The organism is Rothia sp. P6271 (genome assembly GCF_048512995.1).
Lineage (GTDB): Bacteria > Actinomycetota > Actinomycetes > Actinomycetales > Micrococcaceae > Rothia.
Genome location: NZ_JBLXXV010000002.1, coordinates 235,677 through 256,264, shown reverse-complemented (window position 1 = coordinate 256,264; position 20,588 = coordinate 235,677). Strand labels below are relative to the sequence as shown.

Genomic DNA, 20,588 nt, shown 5'->3' with positions numbered 1-20,588 from the left:
GGTTCTTTCTCCATCGCTGGCTATGGAGAAAGAACCCCGAAAATTTATGGGATAAGAAATGCTACTTGTGGTGTTCTTCTAAATCTTCTTCATAATGTTCGTATTCTTCATGATCTTCAGGAGCTCTTCCCATAAATAGAGCAAGAAGTGCTAGAGAAAAACCTAAGACAATACTGATGAGTCCAAGCATCGGATAAGAAAAAATGAGGAACACACCAAAGAGTAATACTGCTGCACCTACAACCCCCATCAAAATGGATACCCGTCGGTTAGGATTTAACTCGGTAAACGTATCGTACTCTTCAACGGATTCTTCTTCGGAATGATGACGAGCAGAACTGAACGGGCTCACAAAACCAGAACGCTTTTTCCGTTGAGGAGTTTGAGCGTCAATTTCACCTTGAGTCGGTACATAGACCGTTGTTACTTCATACTCATCAGCTGGGCTCAAGAGCTCTGGAACGTTATTAGGTAGTTCTTCGTACCATTCCGCTGGTAAATCTTCTGCACGAACGGCCTGTACCGTGAGCGACAGCTCAAAGGAATTACCACGAATCGTTCCCCACGCACTCGTGAGCTTATTCTTTTCAAAAGCATAACGAATCACGGGCGCTAATTGTTCAGACATCTGAGTGCTCAGGCGCCCTACTTTTTTGCGGTCGTGGAATACTTCTACTGAATCAATAAAGCTACCGTCTCCTTGACGTAGACGATTTGCTTCAAGCGTGAGAATGACGCGTCCTTCACCACTAGGCGGAAGAATCGAATGAAGATACTCTGCATGGTTTTTCTCGTCAAGAACCTTCATAGAAGGGCCTTGAGGAAGGAGAGCTGCTTGCGTGGGGGCATTATTGAGCGGGAACAAAGACCCCGGTGCGCTCAACGAAAGAATACCGGAACTTTCGATCATATTATGCCCAGATTTTCTTCGAGCAACGGCAGACAGCTGTAAATGCGCTACCGCATCATACCCAGAAGCGATAACGCGAGTAATGGGATTCCAATAGGTTTTAGAATCATGAGGATGCAAACGACCGATTTTAAGTTCGTCAACGTAAACAGCGATGCTACCCGGTTCATAAGGGTTATCCGGTTCTGGTACTAGACGAGCTTGTCCATTCCATACGCGTTCACGATCCATCTGGAGCTCTTCAAAGACCTGAAGAATCTCGGCATCGTAGAAGTCATGAGTAATGACTTCAACTGTTCCACGATCACCCAGTGCATAATCGGTCAAAGTGTTGCTCCTTTATCCTACAGTTTTACTCACCTAATAGCTTCTCATGAATTGCCGGTTTAGCACTAACAATTTAGCGCTAAACCGGCAACAAGTTTTTCAGATGAGAGTATTTACACAGACTCTGCGTTGAATTGCTGTGCTTTGAGGGCACGTTTGCTTTGATCAAGATGCTCTAGAATCAAACGACGTAAAGCTCCCGGCGCTTGACCGTTGTGTTCAAGCCACTGTTGGGCTCCTACGATAACAGGATTTTGCTCTACTGCTTGATCTGCTTGGAGATTAGCTGGAGGGAACAGCCCAGAAACAGTACGTGTCGCCATGCCAATTGAACGGTTTTCCCACACACCATTGAGAGCATCAAAGTACTGCTGAATCAATGACGGGCATAACCGGTATCCTCCTTGCTGGAATCCGCGTGCTGTTGCTGTGAGAATATCGTTAGATACATCAGTTTGGGTCAGAACACGTTCAAAAGCTGCCATTTTAGAATCTTGATGCGGTAAAGAAGCTTGAGCCTGAGCGTAGCTGCGTTCCGAAATGGAACCGGGTAACTGCTGCTGTTGCTGTTGAAGCTCTTCTACGGTGGTGAGCCCATGAACGCTTAGAGCGATGAGCGCGTTCCACCCTAAAGTGGAGTTAAGCTCTAGCCCGGGAATTTCAGTAGACGTGATGGATTCTTCAGAGCTAGCATAACGAGCAATATGGCGTACTAGGGATTCTCCGTTGAGACTGTGGGCGCTTGCTTCTAAGAAAGCGCGAGTAATGATTAGCTGCTCGTCACTTCCCTCCGGTGCCTGATACAAGGCTGTTTTAAGAGAATCTGTGAACTGATCCCATAGCTGTTTTCGAAGAGCCGGTTGCGCATAACTTGAAATAGCAAGGTTTGTTTGAGCTAAGAGGTTTGACAGAATGACAGAAACCGGTTCTGAGCCGAGTGTCTTTTCGACTGCTGTTAAAAACTTTTCAACTTCAAGGAATCCGTCTCTGACTTGATTCCACAAGCTGCTCCAGATAATGCCGCGTGTAAGGGGATTCTCAATAGTATGTACATGTGATAGTGCAAGTTCTTGACCGTTTTCCTTGCTAATAACAGTTTTGGCATACGTCAAATCACCACTATTGAGTACCAAAAGTTCTGCTTGCGCGACGTGTGTTCTTTCTTCCTCGTTGAGTGGCAATTCCATGTCTTCAACGGGGCCAGCTGGAATAGAACATTCGATAAGGCTCGTTGAGATAAGCTGATTCTCCTGAAGCTGGAATGTTTCTAGGAGCAGATGGTGTGGCCTTCCAAGTTCTGTGGGGACGTCTTCTGGTAGAAGCTGAGAAATCGTTAGTGATTTAAACTCTTGTTGCTGAGTGTAGTGACGTTCCACGATGAGGGTGCTTAACCCACTCGTCTGTAACCATGCTTGCGCCCATGTGTAAACGTCTTCGGTGGAGCATTCATCGAGTACTTCAAGAAAATCGTTGAGGGTGGTGTTTAATCCTGCATAACGTTGAAAATAAAGACGTGATGCTGCGATGAAGGTATCAAATCCGACATAGGCAACGAGTTGTTTGAGTGCTGAGGAACCTTTTGCGTACGTGATTCCATCAAAGTTTTGTTTTGCAGCTTCAAGGTTTTGGATATCTGCCACAATGGGGTGGGTCGTTGGAAGCTGGTCTTGAGTATATGCCCACGCCTTACGTTGGTTAGCGAAGGAGACCCAAGCATTATTAAAGCCTGCCGCCTCATGTGCGCCAAGAGTGCCCATATATTCTGCAAATGATTCTTTGAGCCATAGGTCATTCCACCATTTCATGGTGACGAGGTCCCCAAACCACATGTGAGACATCTCGTGGCAGATGACGTTCGCTCGTGCCTCATATTGAGCTTCTGTTGCTCCAGATTCAAAAATGTAGGATTCGGTGAAAGTAACAAGCCCAGGGTTTTCCATAGCCCCAAGGTTGTACTCGGGTACGAACGCTTGCTGGTATTGGGGGTAGGGGTATGGGGTGTCAAAGAGCGTCTGGAAGAAATCTAGTCCAGCTTTGGTGATGGTAAAGATATTGTCGTAGTCAAAATATTCTTTTAGCGATTGGCGACAATAGGCTACGAGTTCAAAGGATGAGTCTGAGACTTTTGTGCGTGGGCTGTAGTGTTCGTACGCTGCAAAGTATTCACCGGCGAGGATTGTCGTGATGTAGGTTGAGATTCTTTCGGTGGGTGCAAAGACTCGTTTAGTGATGTTTTCGTTTGTGGGGTCTGGTATTTCTTCTATGAGTGGGGCGTTTGATGAGACGACCCAGTCTTTAGGGGCTGTAATACGGAAATTGAAGATTGCTTTGAGGTCGGGCTGCTCAAAGTTTGGGAAGACTCTACGGCAATCTGCTGGTTCGTATTGGGTGTAGAGGTAGATTTTTCCGTCTTTGGGGTCGAGATAACGATGTAGTCCTTCGCCCGAGCGTGAGAAGAATGAGCGCCCATGAATGGTGAGGATATTTTCTGCGCGTAATTCGGTGAGCACAATGCGTGAACCTACAACACAGTCATTAATGTTGAGTGTTTTTCCGTTGAGTTTAACGCTTTCAACGGTGTGGTGGATGTAGTCGATAAATGTTTCGGCGTTTTCTGTTGCTGTGAAACGGACTGTTGTTACTACGGGGTAGGAGTCGAATGTTGTGTCTTTGGCGTAGGTAAGGTCGATGAGCACGTCGTAGCTGTCGACGGTGAGTAGTTCTGCTCTGGCGCTGGCTTCTTCTTGGGTTAGGTTTTCATTCATCACAGTTTTAATGTATCGGATAGATGGGGTCGATGAGGAGTTTTTAGGTGAAGTAAAAAAATTTATTCTCTTAAATATGTTCTTGACTAGGCGTTTTTCTGTAAATATGGCTACTGTTAGCATGTGTGTGACGAGCGTCGCTGTAAAAAATGCTGTTTCAAGTTGCAACCCCGTTTCGGGTCGTGTAGATTATTACCTGTTGTCGAGAGATGTTACGAAAAGTCAACATCACTATGTCACCTGCGCGGGTGGCGGAATAGGCAGACGCGCTAGCTTGAGGTGCTAGTCCTCGTATTAGAGGGTGGGGGTTCAAGTCCCCCTCCGCGCACAACAAATTTGAAGCCCCTACGGTTACCGTAGGGGCTTCAATGCATTTAAAAGCACTACAAACATCAGGGGAGGGGTAACCTTCCCTAACAGTTACCCGCTCAAGATATATTCGTTTGACTACCGTCTAGGGTTTTTGCATTGTTACCTCTTCTTGGTCACCATCAGGTGTTGTGACAGTGTAATGCAAGGTTCCATCTTGAGAATATCGGAAAGTTTTTGTCAGTTCACGTGAGGTTTGAGAAGACTCTGCATCTTTCTCTACTGCTGTCTGCGATACCCATGTGTAGTCACCTGTTGCCTGAGGAGCCTCAAAGCTACCTTCCCAATACAAAGTGCGCGCTCCATCTTCTTCATGAACCCAATGAATACTAATGGTGTTGTCATGAACAAGAGCTTCTAACCATATGCCGTCAGTTTTGGGGTTTCTCTGGCTCCACGTACCCGTCAAATTTGGGGTTTGAGTATTCGTGTTCTGCCTTGTTGCTGCATTAGAGCTGTTCACTGTTGTGTTGGTTGACTGGTCGGGACTCTCTGATTTTTGAGAAGAACTGCTGCATGCACACACGCTGCATGTCAGAAGAATTACAGCAAGAGATGCTGACAGGTGTTTCATATTTCCTCACATGTTATTTAGGGTTACCTAAGTTAATAAGGATAATAGGTTAGAAAAAGAAAAACAGTTGATTACTGTAGATTAAAGAAAACCCTGTTGGTGCCTCATCAAGGTGAGGTACCAACAGGGTTTTTCTGGATATGAAGGAATTTTAGATTACCAGCGATAGAGCGAAGACCCAGAGGCACGTCCATGCTAAGAGCACGACACTATATTTAAATGCTGCAGAAGTAATCTTTGACTCTTCACCAGATAGTCCTACAGAGGCAGCTGCAATAGCAATGGATTGCGGGGAAACAATTTTAGCCATCACGCCACCTGTAGTATTTGACGCAACGAGAAGGGTAGGGCTTGTTCCAATCTGTTGTGCAGTGGTTGCCTGTAACGCGGCAAAGAGGGTGTTGTTATTAACGACAGATCCCGTTACGAATACACCAATCCAGCCAATAATAGGGGAGAGCAACGGGAAAATAGATCCTGCTGCCGCAACTGCTAGAGCGATAGAAGAGCTAAGGCCTCCAAAATTCATGACATTTGCTACCGCCATAACGAGGCAAATCATCACAATAGGCTTCCATAGTTGTTTAACTGTTCCTTGGAGCTCTTGGATAGCAGCGCCGATGGTGATATTTGAGGTAACAATGGTTAGTAACGCTGCAATAAAAATAGCAGTTCCTGAAGCGGAAAGGATGCCCCAACTAAAGATTGCCGACATCGGTTTAGGTTCTGCAACAATAGGGGCTACTTGGAGAATACTCTGGTGCAGATAGGGCATAGAGAACTTAATGGTTGTGAAGTCTAATGGTCCGCCGACAGCCCAAAGAGCTTTCATAAAAGGTGTAGACCAGAGCAGAATCATTCCTGAAAGAATGCAGAAAGGGCTCCATGCTTTTGCTACTTCTACAGCTGTAAATGTCGGGGCATTTTCTGATGTAATTTCTGGTGCCCCAGATTCTCGGTAGATATGCGCAGGTTGCCAACGGCGCATCACAAGAGCGAGGATTACGAGTCCAATAAGGGGCGGAATAATATCTGCTAGCTCTGGCCCTAGCGTCCAAAGCATAAGTGCCTGTAACCCTGAGACCACAAAACCGATAATGAGTGCAATGAGCCCAGTTTCTTTGACTGCTCGAATTCCGTCTTGAACAAAGACGAGAATGAGCGGAATAAGTGCGGTCGTGAGCTGAATCGTGAGAATCATTTCGACACTTAATGCAGATAGCTCGACGGATCCCTGTTTTGCTCCAACGATAACAGGAATACCAATTGCTCCATATGCTCCGTAAGCAGCATTTGAAATAAGAGCATAGACAGAAGCTTTAATAGCATCGAATCCTAATGTTACGAGAAGTGCAGCGCAGATTGCGATGGGGATACCAAAGCCTGCGGCACCTTCAAGAAACCCTCCAAAACAGAATGCGATGAGGAGGACTTGGATACGTTGGTCAGCTGATACGGCAGAGATAGAATCTTGAATAATTTTGAAGTTTCCAGCTCTGACTGCAATGCGGTAGAGCCAGACCGCCATGAGAACAATCCACCCAATAGGCCATAGTCCACCGAGCGCACCATATGTTAGTGCAGATAAGGACGCTGTCCACGGCATATGGAAGACAGCGACAGCGATGATTAAGGCGCTGGCTAGAGAAATACTTGCTGCTTTGATACCAGTGAGTTTGAAGACCGTTAGTCCCAGAAGAAAGATGATAATTGGTAGTGCTGCGATAACGGCTGAGAGCGCACTTGAGCTGAGCGGGTCATAAATCTGTTGCCACATGCGGCGTTCCTTTCGGGTGAAGCAAGGGGCATCTTTATGTGTTGTGAAAGGGAATATATGGTGTGTGGTTAGATGCCATATTTGAAGTTATCACTGTTGTTTTATCTTTCACTAGTGAAATGTTTGGATGTTTTCGGTGGTTGAGTCCACCATAAAATTGTTGTTTTGATTGGTTTTAGTTGATTTTCTGCACCAGTTTTGACTATTAGTGTCTTAGACTCTAAGGAGAATATTGTGACGAATGGTACAAATAGTGCCGAGTAACAATCGTTCACAATGCTAGATATGGTGATCCTGTCATACTTACTAAGGGTTTTGTAATATTTTTTTCATGATAGAAAATGTGACCAATGCCAAAAAGTAACCTTTAAGCGTTGTTTTTTAGCGGGTTTTTGGAGCGATTATCAACTATTTACCCGCTAATTATCAAACGAAAACCCAAAAATCCAACATAAACCCTCATGTTTTCGTGCCATACTTGTTATGCCATGTCCCAGCTAACAAAATTGAAAGGAAAGCCATCATGGCTTCACACTCACATAAGAGAACCAAGCTTGGCGTTATTGGTGCAGGCGGAGTAGGATCCGCCGTCGCTTATGCGGCAACATTGCGTGGCACTGCAGATGAAATCGCCATCTACGACATTGCCGGAGAACGAGCCACCGCCGAAGGGCTCGATATTGCTCACGGAAGCATGTTCGCCTCCGAAGCAATTGTCTACGGTGGAGATGATATCGAAGTACTACGAGACTGCGACCTCATCATTGTCACAGCAGGAGCACGACAAAAACCAGGGCAACCACGCCTAGAACTAGCTGAAGCTAATGTAAAAATCTTTGAAGCAATGCTTCCTAAAGTCATGGAAGTAGCACCCGAAACAATGCTCATGATTGTCACAAACCCCTGTGACGTTCTAGCTATTGTCGCACAAAAAATTACTGGACTTCCCACCAACCGTTGCTTTGCTTCCGGAACCACACTAGATTCTTCTCGCCTACGTTGGCTTATCGCCAACAAAGCTGGTGTGGCTATCAAATCTGTTCACGTCAATATTATTGGCGAGCACGGCGACTCGGAATTTCCCGTATGGTCAAGTGCCAATATTGGCTTCGTGCCCCTCGACGAATGGACAACACACGGCGAGCGCGTCTTCACGGACGAGGTTAAAGCGGCCCTTGGAGAAGAAGCTATGAAGGCTGCATATCGCGTTATTGAAGGTAAAGGTTCCACTAACTACGCTATCGGCATCTCAGCTGCTCGTATTGCTGAAGCCATTTTGCAAGGGGAGCAAGCGGTTCTGCCTGTTGCGACCCAGCTGAAAGGATATTACGGCATCCACAGTGAAGCTGCCGTTTCGTTACCGTCGGTACTTTCCTATAACGGCGTAGAGCGAGTTCTCGAAATGCCTCTTAACGATGAGGAACTGCAAAAACTCAAGAATTCTGCTGACGCCATTAGCGCTTCCCTCGCTTCTTTGGGGTACTAAACATCATCAAAAATAGACGGTGGTAGAACAACTTAGCTCTACCACCGTTTACTTTTAAAAATCCGATACATTGTTACCGGTAGGTTATTTTTGCTTATTTGAGTACGATATCTCACGTTCTTAGAACTTTTCTTCCTAAATAGTACCGTGTAGCTACATTTCACGATAACGTTCTATATATGAGTAACGACCCTCGCGCTGCACTGTCAGTTTTTACCAATGCTCTTGAAGAGCATCTTACCGCTATCATTAACCGACGCGGTGAACATGACCCTGCAATCGATAACGCCTATGTGGCCATTGCTAATGCTTTTGAGCGTTATGAAGAAGTCCTCTTTGATACATATGAGGAAGTAACACCCCTTGAGGTATATATCGAAGATGACGATGATGACTATGAAGATTTTGATGACGAAGACATTGACTATGAAGAAGAAAACTAATTTTTCTTTCAACTTATAAAATACTGTTAAATTCGAGACAGCAACCCTATAGGGTCGCTGTCTCGAATTTAAAGCGCTAGAGTCTGTTAAGTGGAATGGATTCAAGCAATAATCCTTGGCTTAGTTCAAGGTCTTACAGAGTTTCTACCGGTTTCTTCATCCGGTCATATTAGATTTGTCAGCCAGCTTTTACCAAATACTTCTGATCCCGGTGCAGCCTTTACTGCTATTACACAATTAGGCACAGAATCTGCGGTACTAGTATTCTTTTGGCGCGACATCGTACGCATTATCAGCAAATGGTTTGGTTCTTTACGTGGAACAGTCGACAAAAAAGACCCAGATGCACGGATGGGTTGGTTTATTATTATCGGCTCACTTCCTATTGCGCTGCTAGGTTTAGGTCTCGAAAAGTATATTGACACAACCTTCAGGTCACTATGGATTACCGCCACAATGCTCATCGTTTTTGGAGTATTTATCGCTATCGCAGACCGCGTCGGTAAAGAACAACGAACCCTCGACAAGCTTAACGTCAAACACGGTATCATCTATGGTTTCGCTCAAGCACTCGCTTTAATTCCTGGCGTCTCACGTTCTGGCGGAACTATTACTGCCGGCCTATTGATGGGGTACACACGCGAAGCAGCTGCTCGATACTCGTTCCTTTTAGCTATTCCGGCTGTATTCGCTTCAGGCCTATACAAGCTCTACGGTAGCCTTTCGGAAGGCTTCAACGGATACTACGGTTTTGGCTCAACGATGGTAGCAACATTGGTTGCATTTGTGGTCGGATACCTCATTATTGGATGGTTCCTCAAATACGTATCACATAACAGTTACACCATCTTTGTCTGGTACCGTATCGTCATCGGTGTAACACTATATGTCCTTTTAGGCTTCGGCGTACTATCAGCGCATGCCTAAACACTGATGAGAGACTACTTTCTCAACCATAATATTGCGTGAAATATCACGAAAGACTGTACCCGCTTACCTCATTCAGAGGTAAGCGGGTATTCTTTGAACTACAACACACAACGAAAGGACATCTGATGAGAGCGTGGGAATATGCATCGGTTCCGACACTACCTGGACAAGCTCCACAACCTACTATCTTTGACAGCTCAAAGGGAGAAAAAACCCTCACCAAAACTCCTCAGAATACCGCAAGCTTATACGTCTGCGGCATTACCCCCTACGATGCAACCCATATGGGACACGCTTCTACCTACGTTGCCTTTGACGTGCTACACCGCGCGTGGCTCGATGCAAAAATTCCAGTAACATACGTCCAAAACGTCACCGACGTTGACGACCCACTACTAGAAAGAGCTGAAGCCACCGGAGTGAACTGGGAAGACCTCGCACAAGAACAAATTGAACTGTTCAGAAGCGATATGCAAGCACTGAACGTTATTGCACCCACACACTATATCGGTGCTGTGGAATCTATTCCTTGGGTCATTGAAGCTGTTACAGAACTGCTTGCAAAAAACCTTGCCTACACCGTCCCCGGATACACCGAAGAAAACGGAACAACTCACCCTGACGGTGACATTTACTTCGATATAAAAGCAGCAGAACACTACGCACCAGCAGACCCCGAACACTGGAAACTCGGAGATATTAGCGGGCTCACGAGAGAACAAATGCTCAACATTTTTGGAGAACGCGGTGGAGACCCTCAACGCCCAGGGAAACGAGACGAATTAGATCCTCTACTGTGGCGTGTTCACCGCGAAGGCGAACCAGCATGGGACAGTGCCACTTTAGGGAAAGGACGCCCCGGATGGCATATTGAATGTACCACCATCGCACAAAAATTCCTCCCTTCCCCTTTTACCGTTCAAGGCGGCGGATCTGACCTCCAATTCCCACACCACGATATGGGAGCAGGACACGCTTACACCCTGAACGATAAACCCATGGCTCACCACTATGTGCACACCGGAATGGTCGGACTAGACGGTGAAAAAATGAGTAAATCCCTTGGAAATCTCGTACTCGTCTCTACCCTCAGAAAAGAAGGCACTAACCCTAACGTTATCCGCCTTGCTATTATGAGTAACCATTATCGTAGCGACTGGTTCTGGACTGAAGACCTCCTCGAAAAGGCACAACAACGTTATAAGCTCTACCAACAAGCCCTCAGCTGCGCGTTATCTGAAGAGACTGACGAAGAAGCCCAAACACTCGTACAAGATGTTAGAGCACTGCTAGCAGACGACCTGAACACTCCAGAAGCCCTTGAACGAATTGATCAATGGGCACACCACATCTGCCACAACGGCGGTAAAGGAGGAAAACTCGTGCGTGACTTACTTGAAGCACGTTTAGGTATCTCCTGCTAAATACTTGTTTTTACTCCTCACGACGGCGAAGATATTGCTCTAATTCAGCAGCAATATCTTCGCCACTGAACTGCACAAGATTCTCCGACTGCGACTCTAACTCGCGCACATAAGCAGCGAGCTCTGGGTCTTCCTCCAATAACGCCTCTGCACCGTCTTCCCACGCCTGTACCTCCTGAAGAATACGACCGTGCGGAACCTGAATATCTAAAATAGATTCCACCGTCTGTAAAAGCGCAAAAGTCGCCTTAGGATGAGGCGGCAAACCCGCATAATGAGGGATAGACACCCAACAGCTAACATCAGTCATAGGGTAATCCTCCGCCATCAACGCAAGAACACCAACAATCCCCGTCGGACCAGAATAAGACTGCACCTGCACACCTTCAAAGGCTCGCAACTTAGAAGTATAACTACTCACTGAAACAGGAAAAGGGCGAGTATGGGGAATCTCTTCCAAAAGACTGCCCAAGAACAACAAATGATCAACAGAAAGTTGTTGCGCATACTGCAATAACGCCGTTGCAAAACTACGCCACTGAACATTCGGTTCAGGCCCAGAAACCACTAACAACTGAAGATTTTCACGAACCTGCAACGCCACACAACGAAGCTCTGGCCAAATAATTTTTCCAGTACCATCAGCAGAAGACTCCAGATGAGGACGCGACTCCGTAAAACTATAAAAAGATTCTGTATTAAATCCAGCAATAGGCTCTGCCGGAAAAACTCGCATCAAATAGTCAATAACCTCTGTCGCCGCAGAACCTGCATCATTCCAGCCCTCAAAAGCACATAACATCACCGTGCATGGCTGCTGATCAGCTTCCGAAAGAGAATAAATATTATGAGGAAATTTTTTGGCAGTAGACACAAACAACATTCTACGCCCATTATCTTCCACGACTCACACCAACGCCACGTGAGATATCACCGCATACACTAGAGTGAGAAAAGGCCTAGCACACCACCATGAGGACGAGGACAAACACCTTGAGAAGACCTTCAGAGCTCAACATCGCAACACTCTTCGGTATCCCCATCTATCTTCGAATATCATGGTTTATCTTCATGGCAATAACCATCTTTGGATACGCCACTTACCTCACCCAAAAAACAACCTACATCACAAACTGGACTGCAGCACTAACTACTTCTACAATACTGGCGCTACTTATCGCCCTCGGGGTGCTTATCCACGAATTAGCACATGCTCTTACCGCACACCTTTTCAACCTTAAAGTTCACTACATCTCAATGACCCTATGGGGTGGAATCACAAGAAGCGACCAAGGCCGCCCTCTTAGCTCCATCCTCATATCCCTTGCCGGACCAACTATCAATATCCTGTACGCCCTACTCCTTGGAATACTAGAACCCCTCATAACAGAGCACAACATCAGCCTAGGAATACTACTAGCGAGCCATATTAACCTCCTCATCGCTCTTTTCAACCTCATTCCTGTATACCCACTCGACGGAGCACACGCTCTAGAAGCGTTCATCACTCTTACCAGTAAAAAACGATCCACTGGAATTTTCTACACCGCCCTCATCGGATTACTTCTTTTACCGTTAGTCATACTCTTCCTGGTGACCTCAGAAAATATCACCTCACCCATATATCTGCTGGTGACAGCATTCTTAAGCATCACCCTTTGGAAAAATTCATACCCAGCACTACAACGCATCGTGACTCAAAAAAGTAGAAACTACCCCATCAGCGCAGCAAAACTGTCACGAAAAACCATCCGCATTTCACCAGAAACACCTATTCAAGAGTTCCTCAGCACCTGGAACCACCATGATGTACCCATCTACCAAAAACACGACACCATCTACTGGGTAGACCCCGCAGTCCTCACCTCCATCGAACGCACCGGCCCCAACGACGACCAACTACTTCAAAACCTTCTCAACAAGCCCCTCAAAACCATCTCACATCCGAGCGCACCCGAATACATACCCTATACAGCCTTACACCTAGACTTACGCGAATACTTTTACGAATACCATCGAAAACAGGTACCAGATCCCATACATGCCAGCGAACAACCTATTGCGTGGATGACAACAACACCACAAAAACAACAAAGAATCTTGTTCTATCAAGACTTCATCTAAAAACACCGCTAAATGTTAGGTCAGCCTCATTGAACAACAACATGCAACACCTCAGCCTAGTATCTGAGAGAATAAATAAAGAACACTAACCTAACAGCAGCTCATGAGCCCTATACACCTCAAGGAGAACAACTCCCTATGACCAATCATGCCCCCACCGGAAGCAACAACCGTCGTGGACCTTTCCGACCCGGAGAACGCGTACAGCTCACCGACGAACGCGGAAAGATTACTACCATCACCCTAGAAACTAACGGGGCATACCACTCTCATCACGGTTTCTTCAGCCACGAAGAACTCATCGGAAAAACCGAAGGAACCGTTATCGAAAACTCCTCGGGGCTAAAAATTCAAGCATTCCGACCACTCTACCGAGATTTTGTCCTCTCCATGCCCCGCGGGGCAGCCGTAGTGTACCCCAAAGATGCTGGACAAATCGTTACTATGGCTGACATCTTCCCTGGCGCTCGCGTTATCGAAGCAGGCGTAGGCTCTGGTGCGCTTTCTATCGCCCTTCTACGAGCTATCGGCGATTACGGACACCTCCGCTCTTTTGAACGTCGAGAAGAATTTGCAGAAATCGCACGAGGAAACGTCGAAACCATGTTTGGTGGACCGCATCCGGCGTGGGACATTACTTTAGGAGACCTTGCTGAAACTCTCGGCGACGTTGAAGAACCTGGAAGCGTAGATCGCGCTGTTCTTGATATGTTAGCTCCTTGGGAATGCCTTGACGCAGTAGCACAAGCACTAACACCAGGCGGCGTTATCATCTGCTACGTAGCAACCGTAACGCAGCTTTCTCGAGTTGCTGAAGCTCTCCGTGCAGACGGCCGATTTACTGAGCCTGAATCGCATGAGACTATGGTTCGCGGTTGGCACGTTGAAGGTCTGGCTGTTCGCCCCGACCACCGTATGGTGGCACATACTGGGTTCCTCATCACCGCTCGTCGCCTTGCTGACGGCGCAGAACGACTTGCTCCGAAACGTCGCGCTTCAAAAACAGATTTCTCAGAAGAAGACCTTAACGCATGGACTCCTGCAGCTCTAGGCGAGCGCAACGTTTCTGACCGAAAATTACGCAGGGCAGCACGAGACGCACAAAATCTTGCTGAAAAATCTGCACAATCAACAACCCATACACCATAAACCTGATTCGATAGGGGGCGCACCCTCATCTATCGTTAGAGACCTATCCGCAGAATCTGGTACGAATCATGACTGACTCAACGAACAAAACTGTTTCATCCCAAGACTACGAGAGAGTGCTACGTCAGCTCAGTGTGTCAACAGACAGCCGGCGTAACCTTGACCGACAGCTTCGAGAAGCCGGAGAACGAAACCAAAAACTTGTTTTCGCGCTTGGTAAAACTAAAGCTGAAATCGAACGGTTACGTTTGAGCCTCTCCCAAGAAGTCTCCCCACCTTTGAACTCTGCTATCGTTTTAGCCGTCAGCTTAGGGCGGATGACATACGACGACCTTGCACAGGGCGTTACACCGGCAGAAGCAGAAGAATACGTTGATGTCATGCTTTCTGGGCGGCGAGTGCGCATCACCTGCTCACCATTATTAGACATTACAACGCTTGCCCCAGGTATGACAGTCCTGCTCAATGACCAGACTCAAGCAGTCATCAGTCTCGGCTACGAAAACTATGGTGAAGTTGTTACTTTACGTGAGGTTCTCGATAATGAGCGTGTGCTCATTGACCTTGGACAACAAACAAAGACTGTTGCCCGAGTCAGCGGCGCGATACAGACACAAGAACTTTCAGCGGGGGATAACCTCACCTACGATTCACGTATTGGGATGGTGCTTGGACGAGTTCCTCGCTTAGAAGCGCAACAACTCGTTCTTGAAGAGGTTCCTGACATCACCTACGAGCATATTGGTGGTCTAAATACCCAAATCGAACAGATTAAAGATGCTGTTGAGCTTCCTTTCTTGTACCCTGATGTTTTCCGCCAATACCAGCTATCACCACCACACGGTATCTTGCTGTATGGTCCTCCCGGTAATGGAAAGACCTTGATTGCTAAAGCCGTTGCAAATTCTCTTGCAAAAAGGGCAGCAAGCGTGCACCCTAAGGAAGCGAAAACTGGGTACTTTCTCAATATCAAAGGCCCCGAACTTCTTGACAAATACGTTGGCGAAACGGAACGACAAATCCGTGATATTTTCACCGCTGCCCGTGAAAAAGCAGAAGAAGGAAACCCCGTTGTCGTCTTCTTCGACGAGATGGAATCACTCTTTAGAACACGTGGCACCGGTCGTTCCTCTGATGTCGAGACAACAATTGTCCCACAATTATTGACTGAAATTGACGGTGTTGAACGGCTCGATAACGTGATTGTCATCGGAGCAACCAATCGTGAGGACATGATTGACCCCGCAGTGCTACGACCTGGACGCCTTGACATTAAAATAAGAATTGATCGTCCCGACATTCACGGTGCCCGAGAAATTTTTAGCCTCTATATTACAGAGGACCTTCCTCTTGGAGCGACTGACCAACAAGGCGCACAAAATGCTAGCGAAACAGTGCAACACCTTATTAACGGCGCGCTAAACCAGCTTTTTGAAGACTCTGCACATAACAGGTATCTACACATCACGTTAGACAACGGCCAAACACTTTGGCTTAAACGAGGAGATTTTCTTTCGGGGGCAGTCATCCGAAATATCGTTGATACCGCAAAAAACTATGCTATTAAAGATGAACTACGAGATGGTACCCGCGGCATAACACAAGAACATATCAACCGAGCCATTGCTGCAGAATTTGGTGGGCACCGGGAGATACCCCCGTTGTCAGAGATTGAACAAGTATTAGCTCAACGCCATATTCGAGAGAACATTGTCTCCGTCGAACCTGCATACTAACCAAAGCTACGCTCAGCCGAAAAAAACAGGTAGAGCGTTACCTCAAGCATCGTCTCAAAGGAGCATATTGTGAGCGTACAGCGCATTATCGGAGCAGAAACCGAATACGGGATTATTGCCCCTACCCACCCTCACGCCAACCCGACGATGCTTTCTGCCGAAGTGGTTGATACCTATAACAAACTATTCCGCCGAGAACTTTCTGCACAAAATAGTTCAACAATATGGGAATACGACTCTGAAACACCCCTACAAGACGCCTACGGACACACCCAAGAAGAACAATCCGCTCATCCCAGCCAGCTCACCCACCAAAGTGCGGTACTCACCAGCGAAGATATTGCTGCAGAAGCATTGTTAGAGTCAGGTGCGTATGCAGAACGCCTTGACCCTGATGCCGTTACCATGAACGCTATCTTGCCAAACGGTGCACGCCTCTACGTTGACCACGCACACCCCGAGTATTCATCACCGGAAACTTCTTCACCACGGGACGCCGTACTATGGGATGCTGCTGGAGATTATCTTGCAGCACGAACCATTCAAACTCTTGAAGAAACAGCAGAAGAGACAAAACTACCTAACCTGCAACTCTATAAAAACAATACTGATTCCAAAGGTCAATCCTATGGTTCGCATGAAAACTATCTGATTCAACGAAAAATAGACTTTGATGAACTCTCTGAAGCGCTCTTACCGTTCTTTGCAACACGACAGATTATGACTGGTGCTGGACGTGTTGGCATCGGCACAGCTTCTGAAAAACCTGGCTATCAGATTTCGCAACGAGCCGACTTCTTCGAACGGACTATCGGCTTAGAAACAACGATTCGTCGTCCAATGATTAACACTCGCGACGAACCACACGCAGATTCGGATAAATATCGACGTTTACACGTCATTATCGGAGATGCAAACCTCTCTCATTATTCGAACCTTCTCAAATTTGGTACTACTTCTTTAGTATTGAACTTGATTGAGAATCATCAAGCCCCTCAAATAGCATTAGCTGACTCCGTTAAAGCCATGCACACCGTCAGCCACGACCTAACCTTGAAACAGCAATTACCGTTAACGAACGGCAGATCCCTAACAGCTATAGAGATTCAACGACTGTATCTTGAAGCTGCACAAAAATATGAACAAAACCCAGATTCGCACACACAAGAAATCTTAGATCTCTGGGAGAAAACCCTCACTCTCTTAGAAACTGACCTATTCGCTTTAGCTGACACTCTCGATTGGGTCGCAAAATACCAGCTCATACATCAATATGTTCAAAAAGGTGTTAACTGGGATAACCCCAAATTACAAGCTATCGATCTTCAATACGCAGATATCCGCCCACATAAAGGCTTGTACTATAAGCTTGTTCAGCTAGGCAGAATGAAAACGCTATTTACACCAGAACAGATTGCTTTTGCCAGCCACTACCCACCAGAAGACACCCGCGCCTATCTACGAGGCACGATGATTCGTCGATGGCCAGAAGAAATACTCAGCGCCAACTGGGACACCATAGTAGCAAGAAGCCCCTGGGATACTGTTGTTCACCGGTTGAGATTAGATGAACCTAAGGCATACACTAAAAAGAGTATCGAACATCTACTAAACGTCGATAATGCGAGTACCCTAATTGACCAACTTAACCACGAAGGAGAATAACAATGGAACGCCAACGCATACAAGCGCAGCAACAACAAAACCTTGTAGAAGAAACCCCCATCAACATTGCATCTCAGAGCACTGCGATTAACCAAGACCTCATCGTAGAAACAGATGACCTCCTAGCAGAAATTGATGGTCTTCTTGAGGAAAACGCTGAAGACTTTGTTAAAGGGTTCGTCCAAAAAGGTGGAGAATAAACACTCCATCACCCACTAAAATATCGGTGATTTCACTTATTGAGAGCACCCTCGTTGACAGAATAGAACTATGCAAAAACGAATCTTCGGAATAGAAACCGAGTACGGAATCACCTACGTACCTGACTCATTAGGTCCTATCGGACCAGAAGAAGCCTCAAGAATACTTTTCAAACCTGTTGTAGATACTTGGCGCTCTACAAATGTCTTTCTTCCGAATGGTTCAAGGCTCTATCTTGATGTAGGATCTCACCCCGAATACGCTACCGCCGAATGCGCAACAATCACAGATTTGATTGCCCAAGATAAAGCAGGCGAGGTCCTCTTCGCTGACCTCGTCAATCAAGCACAAGACACCTTAGAAGCAGAAGACCATCACGGCAGAATTTACTTATTCAAAAATAACGTTGATTCTGCGGGAAACTCTTTTGGCTCACACGAGAACTACTTACTTGAACGAAAAGTAGAGTTCGCAAAACTCACAACAAGTCTTATACCTTTTCTGATTACTCGACAAATCATTGCCGGCGCAGGAAAAGTGCACCCGCAAGGAGTACCAGAATGGGCTCCACGCCCTCTCGGGAAAGCTGGAGAACCTAGCTATTCTTTCTCACAACGAGCAGACTACATTTGGGAAGGCGCCTCTACTGCAACCACTCGCGCTCGCCCTCTCATTAATACTCGTGACGAGCCGCATGCTGATGCAACGTTGTACCGTCGCATGCACGTGATTAATGGTGACTCAAATATGTCGGAGACAACGTCACTTCTTAAGATTGGCTCTACGGATATTGTTCTTCGAATGTTAGAGGATCATTATCCTCTTCGTAATTTTGAGATTTCTGATACGGCAACTGCTCTACGCGTTGTTTCACATGATTTGAGCGCTCGGGAACCATTCCCGTTACGTGATGGTTCTTTCTGCTGTGCGTTAGATATGCAGCGTCATTACTTGGATTCTGCGAGGAACTATATTGAGCACCATGGTGCTCACCACGAGCATGTTCCGTATGTTCTGGACTTGTGGGAGCGTACTCTTCAAGCCATTGAAACGGGGGAGTACAGCAGTATTGATACAGAGATTGATTGGGCTATTAAGAAAAAACTCCTTGATTCTTATATTGCTCGAGGAGCTAGCGGATATGCTGATCCACGTATCGTCCAACTTGATTTTGCCTACCACGATATTGACCCTGACCGTGGTATTTTCAATGTCTTAGCACGCGCAGGACGAGCACAACGTCTCCTTAATGCAGAGAGTATTCAACGGGCTACCATGGTTCCTCCAGAAACTCGCGCTAAAATTCGTGGTGAGTTTATTCGTGCTTCTCGTGCAGCAGGGGAGCCGTTTACTGTGGATTGGGTACACTTACGCCTGAATAATAAGCCTCAATTTAATATTGTGTGTCAAGATCCTTTTGAGGTTTCTAACTCTGAGGTGCAGGCTCTTTTAGAAACTTTGCGTCATAATAGTGCTCAACAGTGGGCTCCTCCTTTTGTCTAGATACTGTTACAGTTTTTAGTGAGGGCTTCGTGTCTTATGAGCTCCTAGATTGTATAACCAACAGAAAGTCATATTTCGTGCCTAAGAAAATTGTATTAACTACTGCCGGAATCGTTTTATCTTTAGCGTTGTCTGCCTGTTCAGGCGGAAGTGATAATAGCCTAGATAAGGTATCTTATGATCTCAAAGATGCGACAGCCGCTCCTTCGGTTTCTTTTGCGACTCCTTTTAGCGTAGGAAAAACCGAAACGCACCTTATTTCGGAAGGTGATGGAGATTCAGTAAAAGACGGAGATACGTTGCTGATCCAAGCAACAATTTTTGACGGTAAAGAAGCTAAAGAGCTTGGTACAACCTATGAGTCAAAGCCTCTGATGATTTTGGTGGGAGAAAAGCTTAAAGAGAACGCGCCAGAACTATATTCGATGCTAACAGAACACAAAGTAGGTTCTTCTTTCTCCTATTCAACAAATGTTGTTAGCTCTGAGTCAGGAGCATCTCCTTCGACTGCTCCTGCTGATTCACCAACTAATGTTGAGGTGTATACCGTCGTTCAGAAGCTTCTCCCCGAAGCAACTGGAAAGGCGCTGGATAAAAAAGACTGGAATAAAGCTTTAGAGTCTTTTGACATTGCAGATAGTGGCGCTGGTGTCATCAAACTTAAAGATGACCGTGGAGATGCTCCTAAGGAACTTGTTACACAGGACCTCATTGAAGGTTCAGGGCGTACCGTTGAGAGTACAGACCAAGTATATGTAAAGTATGAGGGCGTCCGTTGGGAAGATGGGAAGTCCTTCGACGGCAATTATAACGGTGATCCTTTAGACATCTCATTGGGCGGCGTTATTAAAGGCTGGAAAGAAGGACTATCTGGTCACAAAGTTGGTTCTCGTGTGCTTTTGATTATTCCCCCCGAGCTTGCTTATGGAGAAAAACCAGCAAGTGGTGCTCCTAGTGGCGCTCTCGTTTTTGTTGTCGACATTCTTGGAGCCATGCCGACGCCAGAAGCTGTTATCGCTCAGCAGAAGGCCGCTGAAGAAGCTCATCAGAAGGCAGAAGAATCAAAGAGCGATGAAACGCCAGCTCCTGCGGAATCAAAAACTGAAGCTCCAACGGACAATGAACCCACTCCGGAAGCCTCTACGCCTGAAGAATCACCGGCTCAATAAAAATCTTTGAATAATTAACAGAGGAGAAGGATTACT

Annotated in this window: 16 protein-coding genes and 1 tRNA gene; 12 read left to right on the top strand and 5 right to left on the bottom strand. The window is 46.4% G+C overall.

The annotated features are described in order from the left end of the window. Positions 1 to 61: 61 nt before the first annotated feature. Together ACN08X_RS03520 and pepN are read right to left on the bottom strand one after the other, a co-directional pair. Positions 62 to 1,237 carry a hypothetical protein gene (locus tag ACN08X_RS03520; protein ID WP_419101740.1) on the bottom strand — a complete coding sequence of 392 codons (1,176 nt, stop codon included), beginning with the start codon at positions 1,235 to 1,237 and terminating at the stop codon, positions 62 to 64. Positions 1,238 to 1,350: 113 nt separating this feature from the next. Then, positions 1,351 to 4,002 carry an aminopeptidase N gene (gene pepN / locus ACN08X_RS03515; protein WP_419107934.1) on the bottom strand — a complete coding sequence of 884 codons (2,652 nt, stop codon included), beginning with the start codon at positions 4,000 to 4,002 and terminating at the stop codon, positions 1,351 to 1,353. Between the two features lie 242 nt (positions 4,003 to 4,244). Here pepN and ACN08X_RS03510 point away from each other — a divergent pair. Next, positions 4,245 to 4,330: transfer RNA gene (locus ACN08X_RS03510), tRNA-Leu, on the top strand. Positions 4,331 to 4,456: 126 nt separating this feature from the next. On the opposite strand, the gene ACN08X_RS03505 is transcribed toward ACN08X_RS03510, so the two are convergent. Then, the gene (locus ACN08X_RS03505; RefSeq protein ID WP_419107901.1) at positions 4,457 to 4,945 is read right to left on the bottom strand and encodes a hypothetical protein; all 489 of its coding nucleotides are present in this window, start codon (positions 4,943 to 4,945) and stop codon (positions 4,457 to 4,459) included. A gap of 151 nt (positions 4,946 to 5,096) precedes the next feature. Then, on the bottom strand, positions 5,097 to 6,722 hold the full coding sequence (locus tag ACN08X_RS03500; protein WP_419107900.1) for an L-lactate permease: 1,626 nt from the start codon (positions 6,720 to 6,722) through the stop codon (positions 5,097 to 5,099). 523 nt (positions 6,723 to 7,245) lie between these two features. On the opposite strand from ACN08X_RS03500, the gene ACN08X_RS03495 reads away from it, so the two are divergent. The 4 genes from ACN08X_RS03495 to mshC all read left to right on the top strand — a co-directional run bounded on the left by ACN08X_RS03495 (position 7,246) and on the right by mshC (position 11,005). After that, on the top strand, positions 7,246 to 8,208 hold the full coding sequence (locus tag ACN08X_RS03495) for an L-lactate dehydrogenase (protein WP_419107899.1): 963 nt from the start codon (positions 7,246 to 7,248) through the stop codon (positions 8,206 to 8,208). A gap of 179 nt (positions 8,209 to 8,387) precedes the next feature. Then, a complete protein-coding gene (locus tag ACN08X_RS03490; RefSeq protein ID WP_419101736.1) occupies positions 8,388 to 8,651 on the top strand; it encodes a hypothetical protein in 264 nt (87 codons plus the stop codon). A 90-nt stretch (positions 8,652 to 8,741) separates the two neighbouring features. Then, entirely contained in the window at positions 8,742 to 9,578 is an 837-nt protein-coding gene (locus ACN08X_RS03485) for an undecaprenyl-diphosphate phosphatase (protein ID WP_419101735.1), read from the top strand. A gap of 128 nt (positions 9,579 to 9,706) precedes the next feature. Next, positions 9,707 to 11,005: a cysteine--1-D-myo-inosityl 2-amino-2-deoxy-alpha-D-glucopyranoside ligase gene (gene mshC / locus ACN08X_RS03480; RefSeq protein WP_419107898.1), complete on the top strand. Its 1,299-nt coding sequence runs from the start codon at positions 9,707 to 9,709 to the stop codon at positions 11,003 to 11,005. A 10-nt stretch (positions 11,006 to 11,015) separates the two neighbouring features. Here the strand turns inward: mshC and ACN08X_RS03475 are convergent, their stop codons facing one another. Further along, the gene (locus ACN08X_RS03475) at positions 11,016 to 11,879 is read right to left on the bottom strand and encodes a proteasome assembly chaperone family protein (protein ID WP_419107897.1); all 864 of its coding nucleotides are present in this window, start codon (positions 11,877 to 11,879) and stop codon (positions 11,016 to 11,018) included. Between the two features lie 119 nt (positions 11,880 to 11,998). Between ACN08X_RS03475 and ACN08X_RS03470 the strand changes: the two genes are divergently transcribed. The 7 genes from ACN08X_RS03470 (at position 11,999) to ACN08X_RS03440 (ending at position 20,552) form a co-directional block, all read left to right on the top strand. Beyond that, the gene (locus tag ACN08X_RS03470) at positions 11,999 to 13,129 is read left to right on the top strand and encodes a site-2 protease family protein (RefSeq protein ID WP_419107896.1); all 1,131 of its coding nucleotides are present in this window, start codon (positions 11,999 to 12,001) and stop codon (positions 13,127 to 13,129) included. 138 nt (positions 13,130 to 13,267) lie between these two features. Further along, positions 13,268 to 14,278 (top strand): tRNA (adenine-N1)-methyltransferase, encoded by a 1,011-nt coding sequence (locus ACN08X_RS03465; RefSeq protein WP_419107895.1) that lies wholly within the window; start codon positions 13,268 to 13,270, stop codon positions 14,276 to 14,278. A gap of 68 nt (positions 14,279 to 14,346) precedes the next feature. After that, positions 14,347 to 16,014 (top strand): proteasome ATPase, encoded by a 1,668-nt coding sequence (gene arc, locus ACN08X_RS03460; RefSeq protein ID WP_419106046.1) that lies wholly within the window; start codon positions 14,347 to 14,349, stop codon positions 16,012 to 16,014. Positions 16,015 to 16,083: 69 nt separating this feature from the next. Next, entirely contained in the window at positions 16,084 to 17,679 is a 1,596-nt protein-coding gene (gene dop / locus ACN08X_RS03455; RefSeq protein WP_419107894.1) for a depupylase/deamidase Dop, read from the top strand. Between the two features lie 2 nt (positions 17,680 to 17,681). Further along, positions 17,682 to 17,879: a ubiquitin-like protein Pup gene (locus ACN08X_RS03450; protein ID WP_419101728.1), complete on the top strand. Its 198-nt coding sequence runs from the start codon at positions 17,682 to 17,684 to the stop codon at positions 17,877 to 17,879. A gap of 70 nt (positions 17,880 to 17,949) precedes the next feature. Beyond that, positions 17,950 to 19,383 (top strand): Pup--protein ligase, encoded by a 1,434-nt coding sequence (gene pafA / locus ACN08X_RS03445; protein ID WP_419107893.1) that lies wholly within the window; start codon positions 17,950 to 17,952, stop codon positions 19,381 to 19,383. Between the two features lie 77 nt (positions 19,384 to 19,460). Further along, positions 19,461 to 20,552: an FKBP-type peptidyl-prolyl cis-trans isomerase gene (locus tag ACN08X_RS03440; protein ID WP_419107892.1), complete on the top strand. Its 1,092-nt coding sequence runs from the start codon at positions 19,461 to 19,463 to the stop codon at positions 20,550 to 20,552. Positions 20,553 to 20,588 lie beyond the last annotated feature (36 nt).